Annotated in this window: 8 protein-coding genes and 1 pseudogene; 8 read left to right on the top strand and 1 reads right to left on the bottom strand. The window is 32.2% G+C overall.

All coding sequences use genetic code 11. From position 1 onward, the window contains the following. Window positions 1-220 precede the first annotated feature (220 nt). The 8 genes and pseudogenes from SB773_RS19535 to ppsA all read left to right on the top strand — a co-directional run bounded on the left by SB773_RS19535 (window position 221) and on the right by ppsA (window position 15,747). A complete protein-coding gene (locus SB773_RS19535; protein ID WP_410591540.1) occupies window positions 221-4,837 on the top strand; it encodes a P-loop domain-containing protein in 4,617 nt (1,538 codons plus the stop codon). 490 nt (window positions 4,838-5,327) lie between these two features. Beyond that, window positions 5,328-6,776: a serine hydrolase domain-containing protein gene (locus SB773_RS19530; RefSeq protein WP_410591538.1), complete on the top strand. Its 1,449-nt coding sequence runs from the start codon at window positions 5,328-5,330 to the stop codon at window positions 6,774-6,776. A gap of 212 nt (window positions 6,777-6,988) precedes the next feature. Further along, the gene (locus tag SB773_RS19525; RefSeq protein ID WP_410591536.1) at window positions 6,989-7,690 is read left to right on the top strand and encodes a hypothetical protein; all 702 of its coding nucleotides are present in this window, start codon (window positions 6,989-6,991) and stop codon (window positions 7,688-7,690) included. Window positions 7,691-8,482: 792 nt separating this feature from the next. Next, window positions 8,483-9,814, top strand: a complete 1,332-nt coding sequence (locus tag SB773_RS19520; protein ID WP_410591534.1) for a type 1 periplasmic-binding domain-containing protein — start codon at window positions 8,483-8,485, stop codon at window positions 9,812-9,814. Window positions 9,815-10,018: 204 nt separating this feature from the next. Further along, window positions 10,019-11,368 carry a PDDEXK family nuclease gene (locus tag SB773_RS19515; protein ID WP_410591532.1) on the top strand — a complete coding sequence of 450 codons (1,350 nt, stop codon included), beginning with the start codon at window positions 10,019-10,021 and terminating at the stop codon, window positions 11,366-11,368. Window positions 11,369-11,751: 383 nt separating this feature from the next. Next, window positions 11,752-12,681 (top strand): annotated as a pseudogene (locus SB773_RS19510) (DinB/UmuC family translesion DNA polymerase); the annotation flags it as partial. Continuing rightward, entirely contained in the window at window positions 12,678-13,019 is a 342-nt protein-coding gene (locus SB773_RS19505) for a YolD-like family protein (protein ID WP_060750341.1), read from the top strand. The pseudogene SB773_RS19510 and the gene SB773_RS19505, both read left to right, overlap by 4 nt. A gap of 121 nt (window positions 13,020-13,140) precedes the next feature. Then, on the top strand, window positions 13,141-15,747 hold the full coding sequence (ppsA, locus tag SB773_RS19500; protein WP_410591529.1) for a phosphoenolpyruvate synthase: 2,607 nt from the start codon (window positions 13,141-13,143) through the stop codon (window positions 15,745-15,747). Between the two features lie 55 nt (window positions 15,748-15,802). Here the strand turns inward: ppsA and SB773_RS19495 are convergent, their stop codons facing one another. Beyond that, complete coding sequence (locus tag SB773_RS19495) at window positions 15,803-16,420, bottom strand: TetR/AcrR family transcriptional regulator (RefSeq protein WP_060750343.1); 618 nt, start codon at window positions 16,418-16,420, stop codon at window positions 15,803-15,805. Window positions 16,421-16,554: the final 134 nt, after the last annotated feature.

The raw sequence follows: 16,554 nt of genomic DNA, 5'->3' as shown, positions 1-16,554 counted from the left end.
TTAAAAATACAGTTCATAAAAAAGTTTTAAAATTAAGGATAATTAGAACTGTTAATTATATGGAATTATAAGATGCTTTTATTTACCAGTTCATATACAATAAAATGTGGGGATTTTATTGAAGTAAAATGATTGATAACAAAATTATTTTATCAATACATAAAAATATTAAATATTGAGTAGGATTTTATTAAATAAGTTCATGGGAATCCTATATAAAATGAAACATATGAAAGTGGTGAGGGAATTGAATTGGGAACATTTTCAAACTTATAATGATGCCCCGACACAAGCTTTTGAAACTATGTGTAATCAATTATTCGAACTTTGGTGTAAGAGAGAATATAAAGATTCTTTAGATTCGGTTACTGTGGTTAACGGGAGCGGCGGTGACGGTGGAGTGGAAGCGTTCGCTACTTTAAAGGATAATTCAATAATTGGTGTACAAGCTAAATGGTTTCGTTCTAGTATAATGGATGGTCAAATGACTCAAATAAAAAAATCTATTAAAACTGCAATTGAAGTTCGACCGAATTTAATCCGATATATTGTATGTGTCCCTAGAGATTTAAACTCAATAAAAAAAGGAAGAGAAGGCAAGGTTGTTACTAATACCGAATCGACTAGATGGGATGCATTGAAAAAAGTAATTCAAAAAGAATATCCATCGTTAGAAATAATATTGTGGGATGAAACAAAGATATTATCTCAACTTCAACAATATGAAGCTAGTGGTATATACAGATATTGGTTTGAGAAATCTGAAATAAGTTATGAGAATCTGAAATATTCTTATAACCGCCAGAAAAGTGGATGGCTTTCTCAAAAGTATATACCTAACCTTCATCAAGAGGGGGCTATTAACAATCAGGTAGTACAATACTTAGGTACCTCAGAAACTAGAAAAAATATATTTGTCCAATTAAAAAACATAAAAGAATTATGTAATTGTATTAAACGTTCGATAGACGATTATGTAGAATTTATTGAATTTAGGCAAATAGATAGGTCAGATCTTGATAATCTAGCTCAAATAAAAAATAAGTTTGAAGACATAGAAGTTAAGGTTGCACAATTAATTGAAATTCTAGTGGAAGAAAAACTAAATCAAACATTACTTAGTTATCATGATTTTTTAATTGATATAGATTCTATTTACTCGATATTAGATGAAAGAAATATTTCTAATGATAAGCGTTATTTTCATATTAGAGAAATAAAAAAATATATAACTGAATTCGAATTACATGATTTTTATTCGATTTTATCTGAAATGGAATTCACCCTAAATCAAAATCTTTTTGTAATTGTTGGTAATCCTGGAGTGGGTAAAACTCACGGTATTGCAGGTGCCATTGAGGATATCTTTGGGGGAAACTTTCATATACCTATTTTAATTAGAGCTAAGGATATAAATTCCTCTAGTAGTTGGAAAGATATTATGACAAATGTCTTAGGTCTCTCTAGTAACTGGGGAGAAGTGGAGATTTGGAGAGGGCTTGAATCTTTATCTTATAGAAATGAAACAATAGAATTATATAAAAATATTTGTAATGAATTTAAATTAGTACCTAAAGTGATTATTTTTATAGAAGGTTTAGATGAGTCTAGGCCATATGATAAATGGATAGAAAAACTTCGTGAAGCTAGCAGTATAACAGAAGTGTATTCAAGAATAAAGTTTTGTGTTACAAGTAGACCATATGTTTTTGAATCTATATCATATACAGATAATCTGCTGAAAAATATTTTTAGGCTTCAATCAACCGGAGATGTGCCGGTAAATCAACTTTTCTTAATTTATATTAATCACTTTGATGTAGAGATAGGTAGTTCAAATTGGATTAAATGGAGCTTAAAGTCACCATTAAGTTTAAGACTGTTTTGTGAGAATTATAAGAATCAAAATGTGAGCAATATAGATAGTACAGCTATGACTATAACAAACCTGTTAAAAGAAAAAATAAAAATACTTGAAGAAGAATTTATTAAAACTCACGATTTAAAAGTTGGAAGGAATAGTCATATAATTAAAAGCAGTCTAATAGCGATCTCAAGTTTATTTATTGAAAAGGAGCGAATACCTCTTACTGAAATCGAAAAAGTATTGATCGATTCAATCCCTGTGATTAATAGTCAGGAAATAGTAAGTTCATTGATACAGTACTTAGAGAACTATGGATTACTTCAAAGTTTTGAGGAATATTCAGAATCCTTCTTCAGTGATTCAAAAAGGATAGTTTCGATTGGTATGCAACCCATATTTGATTATATTTTTGCACTTAGATTATATGAAAGTGGACATAATTATGATGACATGAAAATACCTGAGCAATTCCTGAAACAAAACGGTGTAATAATGATGCTTGCAATTTTGTTAATGGAAGAACATTCATATCTTCTATCAAAAAATACCTGTATAAAACAAGCTTTTTTAGATTCGAAAAGATTGTCTTTAACATGTTTTACTTTAGCTAATGTTTCTATTACTGCAGCTGAAAAATATAAAGAATATATCGCTAAATTAATGCGAATAGATGCTGAACATTTAAAGGAAATTGTTGATTCTTTAATTAAAGTAGTATCTCGGGTTAAAGGGCATCCACTTGGTAGTAAGATGTTACATGATTATATGATGGAGTTCAGCCTACCTGCTGAAAGAGATATAATTTGGTCCGTCCCAAGTAACATAGTGTATGGTATTAATGAAAAGTGGGTTTCTAGTAGTTCTATTCAGTTAGACCATGAAACTTTCAAATTAAAAGCCGATGATTCGTTCGATGGTTTACCATTAATTTATGCATGGTTATTAACAACTGTAAATAATTCAGAAAGAGTAAGCTATAGAGCAACGTTAGGAGAATGGGCGGTTAGTCAGCCGTTAGAATTCTTTAAGCTGTTTCAATTAGTAATCGAAACTAATGATATGCAAATGAAAGAAGATATTTATTCAATTGCAGCTGGAAGTGTTCTTGCAAATCAAACGAATGAAGAACTTGTTAAATTATTTTGTGATTGGATAATACAATTTGTTTACCCTGATGCTAATACATGCCTCACAAACAATATTGCGATTAGGTACTATACTCGTTCTATATTGGAAAGTGGATATAGAAAAGGATATATTAATGAGGAAACTATTGAAAGATGTCGTCCACCTTACTTTAATAATATGGATATGCCAATAGATATTACTGCAAGAACCGGATCAAGAATGGGAGGATATGGACCTATTGATTATGATTTATCAAGGTATGTACTAATTGATCCAATTAATTCGAACTTCTTTTATCCAGAAAAAGTATATTCTGAGAGTGAAAAGGATGAAATGGATGGATTGGCGGAATATTTCGAATTGGATGAAGTTAAATTACTATTAAAAGTAGAGGATTTGGAAGAAGAAATCAAAATTAAATTGAATAAACTTGTTGATTATTATGAGGATCAACAAAATTTTTGGGTGAGAATTAGTTCTTTAGCAGACTATACTGATTCGGATAGTAGTACCAACATCGAAGAGAAAAATGATGTGGGAATAGTTGAAAGCAAAGAAACTCTTAATTTGATATATAATATTAAAGCTGACAAGTTATTGAATCGATATATGGAGAAGTATGATGTTCAAAACCTTACTTCTGACCAATTTATACTTTGTGCTGCTTATAATTATCTAATGAAGCAAGGCTGGACGAAAGATATATTTTCAACATATATTTCTTCAGATGGTGAAGAACGTATTATAGGTATCGACTCGGCCATTCTTGGGAAATTCCATGCAGCTACACATGGTGCAAAAAGTGGAGTAATGAGTTTTTGTGAAAAATACATTTGGACTGCAAAAAATGAAATTTTAGGATATTTAGCTGATAATTTATTATTTAGAGATTATGATAAACCACCTTTTATTATAGAAAATTATACTCTTCTTTCAGATTTTCCTAGTCCATTACAAGAAATCTCTCAGATTGATCCAAAAGAGAAAAGAAAACATACAGAGCTTTACTTACCAGAGAATCTTTCACCAGAGATAGAGGGAGTAGTTAGTGAAGAAGCAATTAATTTATGGATGAAAGATACGCCAGGGCCTACACTGGAAAAGTGGATTTGTTTAAAAGGTGAAAAAAATGAGAAAGAATCAGATAAAGTGTTATCATTATTTGGGTATCACTCCTTGTCAAATCAAACTGGTGGAGAAACAAATATGTGGATTACTTCAGTAATAATTGATAAGGAGAATCTTTCGATTTTTAAATATGATTTTTTAAACAAAAAACCATATTTATGGAGTGTGTTTAATAATACTTCTGATGCCCATGCTACAATAGATAACTCTTGTTATATAACTCCAAAAGAGGTTTTGCTTTTAGATGGAATTGAAGAGACTGATGCTATTAAAAAAGTAATCACTTTTAGAGATAAGAGTTTTAAAGAGTATTGTTTCAATTATACAGCAACGGAGTGTGTTTCTCATTTTCTTGAATTTGGTGATGTATATTATATTATGCCATCTAAATATATACGAAACCTCTTAAATATTACTGGTGGAGATGGATATGAATTCTATAACGAAAATTTAGAAGAAGTTGGTTTTTATAGAATAGCAGGGGAACCATGGTTTGATGAACAATCGTACTTATGTGTTAATAAAGAGAGGTTATTAAAGAATTTAGAAAGTGAACAAAAATCTATAGTATGGATTGTAAGAGTTATGAGAGAGGCAACACCTAAGGCTAGAGAAAAATACCGAAATGTGAATGGAAGATATAATGAATATTATATGCTGTGGTTTGAAAATGGAAAGATGCAGCAAATCAAGATTCATTCAGAGGATGACTAATATTACAATATTCTCTCGAATTTTATATAAATTGAAAATGTTTTTTGAGAGAGTAAATTACTTATTTATTGAGCTAACATTTAAAAATAATGTTAGCTTTTTTGTTGGTGTATAATATAAATGGAGGAACAATTTGTAAAATGATATAGTATATTTATTGTTAAAACGGATTACTAATATTTTGTATAAGTGTATAGTGATAATAAAGTTATTGAATTTTGATTAAAAAAGATAAGAGCCTTACTACATCCTATATGCAGCAAGGCTCTTTAAAGTTGTTTCAAATTATATCCATCTGCTTATGTAATACTTAAAAAATAAATAATAAAATTGTTTACTTCTTATTGAACTAACGCCCCCGTTAGTTTAAGTGTAACTCTTCACAATTATTTGATATTATATAGATAAATAGAAAGATAAATTAGAATCTAGTTTATAGTTATAAAAATAAGTTATTTATACCCTTATAATTCTTCAAAAAGGAGAGTGTATGAAAAAGACTATTGTTTTTGTATTAACGATATTTATATTATTCTCAGGATTCGCAACACAAAGTTATGCGTTGTCAGATTCGAAATCTGTGGCAATACAAGCATTGCTAGATGATGCCTGTCGTACGTCAGGTGTGCCTGGAATGTCAATCTCAATACTTGCTGATGGTGAAGTGTTCTACTTTTCTTCTGGGTATGCAGATCTTGAAAAGGGCCTGTCTGCAAGTGAAAATACACTCTATGAGTTGGCCTCGGTGAGTAAAGCTTTTACTGGTATGGGGATTTTGCTATTGGAAGAGCAAGGGCTGCTATCAATGACTGACCCTATCCAAAAATATTTACCTTGGTTTACGTTAAAGTATCAAGGTAAACCTGTTGATATGCAAAACCTTACACTAAATAACTTTCTTCACCATACCAGCGGCCTAACAAATATTAGACATCTTCAAAATATTCCACAAGGTAATACGCCTGATATGTTGCAAAAGACTGTGGAAACGCTGGTAGATGCAGAATTGGCGTTCTCTCCCGGTGAACAATATAACTATGGAACCGTTAATTATGACGTATTGGGTTTGGTTATTGAGATTGTATCACGACAAAGCTATGAAGACTTTATGAAGGAACAGGTATTTCTACCCTTAGGTCTTCACCAGACGTATGTTTATAAAGAAGATGCTCAAGCCACTGGACAGTTAGCACAGGGCTACCGTTCTTCCTTTTTTATAACAACTCCATTTAACGCTCCGGATTATGCTGGGAATAAACCTGCCGGCTATATCATTTCTAATACAAAAGATATGGCGCGTTGGATGGGCATACAGATGGGTATCGTGCAGGACATACCCGAAATATTTCACAGGGCCATCGAAAAATCACATAGAGGTGATATGTCTGTTTCGGCTGTCAATGATATGTATTATGCGGCAGGTTGGTCGGTAAACGCCGAACAAACGTTTATAGAACACACTGGGGGTAATCCAAATTTTAGTACCAAAGTAGCCATACTGCCAAATGAAAGAACAGCCATCTGCTTACTGAGCAACGGCGCAAATACCAATATAAACCTGGTACTACAAGTTAAAAATATATTAAACGGCAATCTAACTCAGTCATATGAGATAAGTGGCACACAGCTTTTGGACATCATTTTGTCGTCTACCACAATTATTCTTTGCCTATTAGCCGTTCTGTTATTTTTCTTAGGATTAAGAAAAAGGAAAACGAATGAGCAGCAGCCAATGACAAAAAAGAGAACAATCGTAACAATTATTTTCCTAATCGCTACGATTGCCCAGTGTATAATGTTTTTTGCCTTCGATTGGTCAACGATACTTATTTGGCAAACATATAGTGTTCTTACAGCTTTAATTTCGTCAACATTATTAACAGCAAGCATTACTTGGTTTGTATATACTCACCGATTAGATGCCTCGGTCCGAAAATAAGTATAATGTTAAGTAAATAAATCTTAATTTATCGATATCCTTAATTTAAAAAACAGAAGACACTTCTCCTAGTTAAACCCACTTGCTATTTCTTCCACTAACCTGCCTCGTTAGTAGAAGAAGGATTTTTAAACAACTATATTATTTTTTAAATGACTTTATTGTAATTTAAACAACTTTATTATCTCTGTACAATAAGTGGAGGGGTTTAATTGAATGCTTATGATTTTGGAAGACAAAGTGTAGAAAAGTTGAAAAAAGAGAGTGCAAGATTTTCTAATTTACTTGATTTCTGTAGTAGTTTATCTGGTTATCAAGAACTTAGATTTGTAGAAACCTCTGAAAGTAGGGGAAGAATAGAATATGGAAAAAAAGGTGCTGTAATTGAATTTAATCCAAATAAAGGTGATGTGGAATTAACGTTAGCGCATGAGATAATGCATTATATTTTAGTACTACAGGGAGCAAAGCTACCAATGCTAAAAGAAGATTGTAGTTGTGAGGAAGTTCAATTGATTTATAAAAGGATCATGAACGGATGTACCCATCATCCACTTTTATCCAAAGAACTTCAAAGGTTTGGTTATGAGGATAAATTATGTGAGGAGTCCAACATAATGTATCAACCAATTTTGAAAGCTTCAAAAAATATGGATTTAATTACAGATGAATTATTGTTATATTTGGTAGATTTTAAAGCATTTATTTTTAATGGTAATCCTTTAGAACAGCTGAGAATAATTTTCTTACATAAAGGTCATGAAGAACTACTGAATTTGTTTCTTAATCAGGAAATAGATGTAGAAGGGCTAAATACTTTAACAAGTAGTATAATAAATTATTTTGATATGAATGAGTGTATTCACCTTGATGATTTGAAGAATTATGTGAATAGGGATGATACATATGTATAAGAATACTAACTTAAATTTTTATTGATAGTTAGATATATAAGTATAAAGAATTAATTTATAACAAATCCGTTTCATTTATCTTTGAGGGATATGGCTACAACTGGTTTAAAGTATATAACCAATAGTGTATAGAGAATTTTTCTAATTATTAGAAGGGATGTATTAGGTTATGCATATGGATAGTAATTATTTTAAAAATAAAATAATTACCGGTTTTAAATCAATAATTAAGGATAATGTGATGAAGAGTTTCTATTTCCAGAGAAGTCAATGGAAGCTTCCAGGAGGCAACCACTCTATTTTGAATACATTCATAAAGAGTTGGCCAAGCCTAACATTATTCTTTCTCTCCTATATCATGAATACGAAGCGGGAAGCCGGGCGAATAACAAAATCCCTTACTCTTATTGAAGTTTTGTCCGCCATTATAGCCGTTATGCACAGAAGAGTCCTGAAAATAACCAAAAAGCAACAATATTAAGACCAGAAGTACATAATAAATTAATGATACTACAATTAGTTTTCTCTTCTCTGAAAATTCTATGAGGTTCTGTACAGATGAAGAAATACTTAAACGATGGGCTGCAAGAAATAAAATTTTAGTTTAAAGGCTTTATATAAAGGGTTTTAACTACTGCAAAGAGCTACAGTATTTATATTTTTACATTGTTTACATATAACTTATTGTTCTTTTAATGTAGAGATTGTAAAATTAATAATAAAATAGGATAAATAAACCAATTTAAATATTGGTTTATTTTTATGATTAGATAGTTTGAAAGCAGGGATACTATGCTAGAGGAAATTACTATTCTATCTCAAGAAAAAAGAGAACAAGTTTGTATTTTGTTAACTAAACAATTTATTATACCCGATCCATATAAAGAAGCTATTAAAGTAGCAATGTTAAAGTACCAAAATAATTTGACTGAAAAAAGAGCTGAAGAGCTAGTCTCACAAAGCTTTTCACCATTAGATACTTTAAAATTTAAATTTAATCCTAATAACCAGTATGAAGGGATTAGTTATTCAAGGTGGAAAGGTTTTTTTACAGAATGGATAATAGCTCTTAATTACAATACTTTTGTAAATGAAGGAAATGTTGTGATGACAATAGTGAATCCAGATTCCACCTCCAAATGCGATTTATTACATATTGTTAAGGTTGGGGATAATTACAACTGCTATCCAGGTCCTGACGTGAAAACAGGTAGTGCAGATTATCTGCTCAATCAACTCAAACGTATATGTAATGAAAAAAGAGAGATTGCTTTTTATGATGCATATGGCGTCTTGAGTGAAGCAAACTCAACAAAATTAACTGAAAAGCAAAGGAAAAGAAAACAAGAATTACAAGAGAAATATCCAAATAAAAAAATCCTGCAGCCACAGTTTACAAGTGCTGATTTAACAACAATCACGTATGATTTTTTACATTATGTAGCAACAGAAGAATTACCAAGTGAAAGAACATCTAATATTCCTACAAATACAAAAGAAGTATTTCAATTGCTAAATAACGCTCAAAAATCAGTGGGTAAAATTAAGCGGAAATCGGTTTATCCGCTCTCATTTAATGATTTAAAGTTAAATGAAGTTGTTAAATACGAATCAAAAAGAGGAATAATTACAACAAATAATATCAATATTAATCAAATTGATAAGCAAAATGAAAATAAATTTCAAGGATATACAGATAAATGTACAATAGAGAATAACGCGGAATTAAAGCCAAATTTTAAATTAATTAGAGAATCAAATGAAAACAAATCAAACTATTTCAAACGTTTACTTGGAAAAGGATGCGAACTTATAAAAAAACATGAAGAACCTCTCAAAAAAGTTGGGGTTCCATTATTACAGATTGGATCAAAACTAATACTAAAAAAATTAGCGAGCAAAAAAAATAAAACCAATGGATTTGAAGACACTTTAGTTAAAACGTTGGATATAGCAATAGATCATACAGCCAACCATGTTACAAATAAAGAAAAACAACATACAAGGGGAGGATGGAACGTTGAAGGTAAAACATATGACAATGAATTTTGGGTACCAGGGTATAAAAGAATAGATGGTACTTCTGTTAAGGGACATTGGAAAGGAGGGAGAAAAGAAAAATAAGGACATTTTAACTGCCAATTTAGAAGTAACTTTTGCTTTAAACTAAACTTTAATTAAAGACTTAAACAAATAATTTAGACATCTATAAAAGTAGATAGAACCTCAAACTGTTTTTCAGTATGATTATATATACTAGTATAATGTGAGTATGAACTATCTGTCTTAGAATTTATAGAAAGTAATAGATTAAAGGAGGACATTCAAATGCAAATTAAATATTTAGATGAATCCGCTATGTGGAATGCATCAGTGGAGAATATCATATCGTCACTTAGTCTCATACGTGAAACAAGACTTCCAATAGCATGTCAAAGTGTTGGGATAAAGGAAAATTTCACATATGATCAAAGAAAAGGAAAGCATACATATATAGAGGAAAACTTAGGGGAATATGATGATGAAATCTATACGATAGATGAATTAATAGATATCCAAAGGAATATAGTCCGAAAATTCTATCCGTATCATGGGACAGAACAGATTGAGGAATGGTTGTATCAAGCTGATGAAAGTTATCCTATATATCAAGATTTACTGAATTTAATTATTAACGGATGTGCCCAGCAATTAAACAGAAAATGTATCTCAGATATAACTAAACAAGAAGATAAAGAAAAGATAATTGAGATATTTAAGAATCTTGCGGAAGGGGGTTCTCTTCAAGAAAAAGATTTATTCATAAAAAATCAAGATGCCGATGGAAATCCTGCGGATTTACAGTATGTAAAATCCATCGATATTATTAAGAATATTATTGGTAGCTATAATCCCCGCAAGCCAAAAAAGTATATAGAATTAGCTAGAAAGTTTTGTACGTCTGAGAGAGACCAGAAGAAATTAATGGAAGTAATAGATTCTCTTGAAGAAAAAAAATTGGGGTATATAGTCTTTTGCACTTCTGAAGAATGCAGAAAGAAAAAAAAGATTCAATTGATGATAAAGGATGTTGTTGAAAGTGATTTAACAATAATTGATGATCTAAAAGATTTATATATGGTATTTGCTGAAAATATAAGTGAAGATGGACTTACTTGGGGACAATTATTTGAATGGTGGGAAAAACGGAATGGAAAAACACGTCAAGATTTAATACGAAAACTAAGAAGTGTATGTAATGAACCAGAGAAATTTTTCTTTGATGAATATTATTCCCTTTATAAAGATGATTACTATCCTGCAATCTTACCGCAAGTAACTATTTCATACTCACCAATTTTATCAAAAAGTGATTTAGAAAAATTAAATATAGTTCCTGAACATAGATATACGATGGACTTTATGGTTATACCAAATAAAAACACCAAAATTGTTATTGAAATCGATGGAATTGAGCACTATTCGTACAAAAATCCCGATAATATAAATGTTGCCTCAACTAGATTGTACGCAGAGCAAATGAAATCCGATAGAAAATTAAAATTGAAAGGGTATACAATATTTAGATTTGGCGGTTATGAATTCAAGGGTGCATTCAAGGATGAATTCAAGGATGAAGTAAAAGAATCTTTAAAAGCAGAGATGCAAAAAATATTTAGAAATTATTTCAAACTATAAGTTCTGGAGTAAGTATTTTTGAAATGATTTTATAAATTGAAACGTTCATTCAAACAACAAAGAATCAATTTTGATTAAGCTTTTTTCAAGCTACGGAAATAAGACGAAACTATCGTACTGATTTCTATCGAATTGATATTTTACATGGACAGAATCTAATTGCGACTAGAGAGGCAGTTTCATATAGGAAAGATCATTATTTTGTTAATTCTGATGAAAGTGTATATTTAAAATCATAATAAAGTGGTTTAATTTTCATATAAAAATATAAGAGCCTTGCTACATTTATATTGTAGCAAGGCTCTTTCAATTTTTTCATAACCGTTGGCTTCCCTTTTAAATTTAAATAGTGTATTAAATTAAGAAAAAATATTGACAACTGAATTGATGAGTTTTTCATGGATATGACCGCAAGTATTCATTTATTTGCGAGTAATCCGTGCGAATTCGCATTAAAGTTCAAGCGAGAAATATATGAACGTACACGGATCGAAAGTACGATTGGTATTGGTCCGAATTTATTATTGAGTAAAGTAGAGATGGATGTTGAGGCAAAAAAGAATAAAGATGGAATAGAACAGTGGACGTATGACGATATACCCGAGAAGTTATGGAGCATAAGACCGCTCAGTAAATTTTGGGGTATATCGTATAAAACCGAAATGAAATTGAATCGAAAAGGTATACATGCAATTGGAGAATTAGCTCAGTATCCTTTGAAATATTTAAAGCAATCTTTCGGTGTAATAGGGGAAGAATTACATCTACATAGTAACGGGATTGATTTTAGCAGAATAGCAGAGAAATACGTTCCAGCGACAACATCTATAGCGAAAAGCCAAATATTATTACGGGATTATTCGATAGAAGAGTTCATAGTTATTTTATTAGAGCATATAGAAGAAGTTTGTTATAGGTTGAGAAGGGAAAAGAAATACGCGCAAACGATACATTTTTCAGTCGGGTATAGCAAGGAATATGGCGGGGGAATAAGAAAGGCACATACGTTAAATAGAGCAACAAATTTAACGATGGATATTTATAATGTTTGTACATATTTTTTATACGAGCGGCATACAGGGGAGCCGATTCGATCGATAAGTATATCGTTAACAAATTTAATACATGAAGGAGAAGAGCAAATTTCACTTTTCGATAACATTATACAAAGGGAAAAAGAAATGCGATTAACGAAGGTTATGGACGAAATTCGAACACGATTTGGTAAGAACAGTATTTTACGTGGCATTTCCTACACAAGCGTTGCAACAGCAAGATACAGAAACACATTATTAGGAGGGCACAAATCGTGAAGAATGCTAATATGCCAAAAGGAAGAGGAATGGTAAAGTGGCAACCGTTTGCTAGTATGCCAGAGCAGTTCATCTGTATTAAAGACATGATACAGGAGCAAACAAAAATCCCACGTCCAATTTTAACGCAAGATGCAAAAGAAAGGATTGAAAATAAGCTGTTAATTTCATATTTAGGTGAAGAAGAGATTTTACTTACATATTATAAAAATGGCTATCTATATAAAAATTACATAACAGTAGCTGATATAAATCCATTAAATAAGACGATTACTTGTACCGATGCTTTTCATAATCAAAGGATGTTTAAGTTTGGTGATGTAGTTGAAGTGAATTAGAGGGGAGGAATATCTCTTCCTAACTTAATTATATCATGTAAATCAAGTTCGAAATAGACTGTTTATTCTTATTTACTACTGCTACAATCAAGAACACATGCACAGTAAGGAGAGATGTTAAATGAGTTCTTTCGTTCTCGATTTTCAGGAAATAGAAAAAACGCAGCTTTCGCTCGTTGGCGGAAAAGGATTGAATTTAGAGGCATTATCAAACATTCAAGGTATACAAGTGCCAGAAGGTTTTTGTGTTACAACGGTAGGGTATGAAAAGGCCATCGAGCAAAATGACGAGCTTCAAACTTTGTTGCAGCAGCTAACAAAGTTGAAAATGGAAGAGCGAGTCCAAATTGGTGGAATTAGTAAGAAGATTAGAGAAGTCATTATGGCAGTAGAAATCCCTTCTGAAGTAGTGGAAGCGGTAGCTCATTATCTCTCACGTTTTGGAAATGAACATGCGTATGCCGTGCGTTCTAGTGCTACGGCTGAAGATTTACCATATGCCTCGTTTGCTGGTCAACAAGATACGTATTTAAATATTATCGGTAAAGAAGCGATTTTGCAGCATGTAAGAAAGTGCTGGGCTTCTTTATTTACAGAGCGAGCAGTTATGTACCGCATGCAAAATGATTTTGAACATAATCAAGTTTCTATATGTGTTGTCGTTCAAAAAATGGTTTTCCCTGAGGCTTCGGGAATTTTATTTACTGCTGATCCGGTTACTTCTAACCGAAAGGTAGTATCAATTGATGCCAGTTTTGGACTTGGTGAGGCGTTAGTATCAGGACTGGTCTCTGCCGATAATTATAAAGTAAAAGAAGGCGAAATTACCGAAAAGATGATCGCAACTAAAAAATTAGCTATTTATGCTTTAAAAGAGGGCGGAACGGAGACGAAACAGGTTGATCTGGCTCAGCAAAAAATTCAAACATTGTCTGAACAACAAATTTTACAACTAGCACAGATTGGAAGACAGATTGAAGCTTATTTTGGTTGTCCGCAAGATATTGAATGGTGTTTAGTGGATGATACATTTTATATTGTCCAAAGTCGCCCAATCACGACTTTATATCCAATACCAGAAGTAAATGATGGGGAAAATCATGTGTATGTATCGGTTGGTCACCAGCAAATGATGACCGATCCCTTGAAGCCATTAGGAATGTCTTTATTCCAGTTAACATCTTTTGGACAGAGGTTTCAAGCTGGAGGAAGGTTGTTTGTTGATGTTGCACAAAGATTGGCTTCGCCTACTAGTAGAGAACTTTTATTAAATATGATAGGGAATTCGGAACCGCTTATTAAAGATGCATTAACGACTGTAGTCGAGCGAGATGATTTTATTACATTGTTACCAGATGATGAAAAAGAAAAGAGTGTTGGTAAAAGTGGACCACCTGCAAGTTCGCAACCACAAGTCGAAAACAATCCAGCAATCGTTACGGATTTAATAGAAATGAATCAAGCATCAATTGAAGAGTTAAAACGAAACATGCAAACGAAATCAGGGGTGGATGTACTTGATTTTATTTTGGAAGATATGCAGCAATTAAAGAAAATATTATTTCATCCGCAAAGTATGGCTGTCATTATGGCAGGTATGGATGCTTCAACATGGATCAATGAAAAAATGGAGCAATGGTTAGGCGAAAAGAATGCAGCAGACACACTTTCTCAATCAGTACAAAACAATATTACGTCTGAAATGGGGCTAGCATTACTCGATGTTGCTGATGTGATTCGGCCATATCCAGAAGTTATTACGTATTTACAACATGTAGAAAATGATAACTTTTTAGATGAATTAGTTCAATTTAAAGGCGGAGAAAAAGCTCGAGATGCCATTCTAACTTTTCTAAATAAATACGGAATGAGATGTAGCGGAGAAATCGATATTACGAAAACGCGCTGGAGTGAAAAGCCAACAACCATTATCCCAATGATTTTAAATAATATAAGAGATTTTGAAGATGGTGCTAGTAAACAGAAATTTGAAGAAGGACTGCAGGAAGCTTTGAAAAAAGAAGAAGAGTTAGTAGATCGATTGCAGCATTTGCCGGATGGTAAACAAAAAGTAGAAGAGACGAAGCGAATGATTCGTAACATCCGGAATTTTATCGGTTATCGTGAATATCCAAAATACGGTATGATTAATCGCTATTTCATATATAAGCAGGCAATATTGAAAGAAGCCGAGCAACTCGTGCAGAGCGGTGTCATTCATGTAGTCGATGATATATACTATCTAACTTTTGAAGAGCTTCACGAAGTTGTTCGCACGAATAAACTGGATTACGAGCTTATTCATAAACAAAAAAATGAGTACAAATTATATGAAAAACTAACGCCTCCCCGCGTTATGACGTCTGATGGAGAAATCATTACAGGTAAATATAAACGAGAAAATCTTCCGGCTGAAGCCATTGTAGGTTTGCCTGTTTCTTCAGGAGTGATTGAGGGAAGAGCTCGCGTTATTTTAAACATGGAAGATGCGAATTTAGAAGAGGGGGATATATTAGTTACTGCTTTTACTGACCCGGGCTGGACACCGTTATTTGTGTCTATAAAAGGGTTAGTCACCGAAGTTGGCGGGCTTATGACTCACGGGGCAGTGATTGCACGTGAATATGGATTACCAGCAGTCGTCGGAGTAGAGAATGCTACGAAATTAATAAAAGACGGACAGCGAATTCGGGTACATGGAACAGAAGGCTATATTGAAGTGTTGTAATGAAATAAAAGATCATCCGCTATTATAGTGGATGATCTTTTATTATATAGCGGACTTATTTCTTTAAACCAGCCGCATAAAAAGGTCCATGAACTGCGATTGTTGATAAAATACGAGCAATCTCCTCAGGTGTTTCTTTTTGTCCATTATTTAACCATTGTTGAATGACACCTATATGAGCAGATGCCATATAAGAAGCTAAGTATTGGCTTGGGACAAGTAAATTCTCCTTATTAATGAGAGGACCATTCGTATCTTCAAATAGTGTTTTCCACATAAAGTCTTTCAGTTTCATTTGGAAAGATAAATCTCCTTTTGGGCTTAGTACAGCTTTCATAAAATCACTATTTTCATTTAGAAATTCAAGAATAGAAGCGATAAGTATAAATGGCATTGTTGGGGAAGGGCTTGATCCAAGATCAGCAATAACTTCCGGTAATCTCTGTTTAGCAATGCTAGAAAATTCATACATAATTTCTTCTTGGCATTTTGTCATTAAATCAAATTTATCTTGGTAATGTGTATAAAATGTACCACGATTTATGTTTGCTTTCGTAGTAATATCTTTCACTGTAATGGCGTCAAAACCTTTTTCCTCAATTAATTCCACTAATGCATTTCGTATGGCAGTTTTCGTACGAATAACACGTAAATCTAAATTACTATCGCGCAAAGTATGTCCCTCCTTAATTTTAGCCAACACATTTCAAGGATGTGTCTTATAACCGACACATTCACGATTTTTGATTATTGTATAAGGTTCAACTCGAACATATAATTCAAATATAAATAAACAACACGTTGTTG

It is taken from the genome of Bacillus sp. SIMBA_074 (assembly GCF_046534555.1).
Taxonomy (GTDB): Bacteria; Bacillota; Bacilli; order Bacillales; family Bacillaceae_G; genus Bacillus_A; species Bacillus_A mycoides.
Note: the sequence above shows the minus strand (reverse complement) of the source record. Positions and strands in the feature narration are given on the sequence as shown.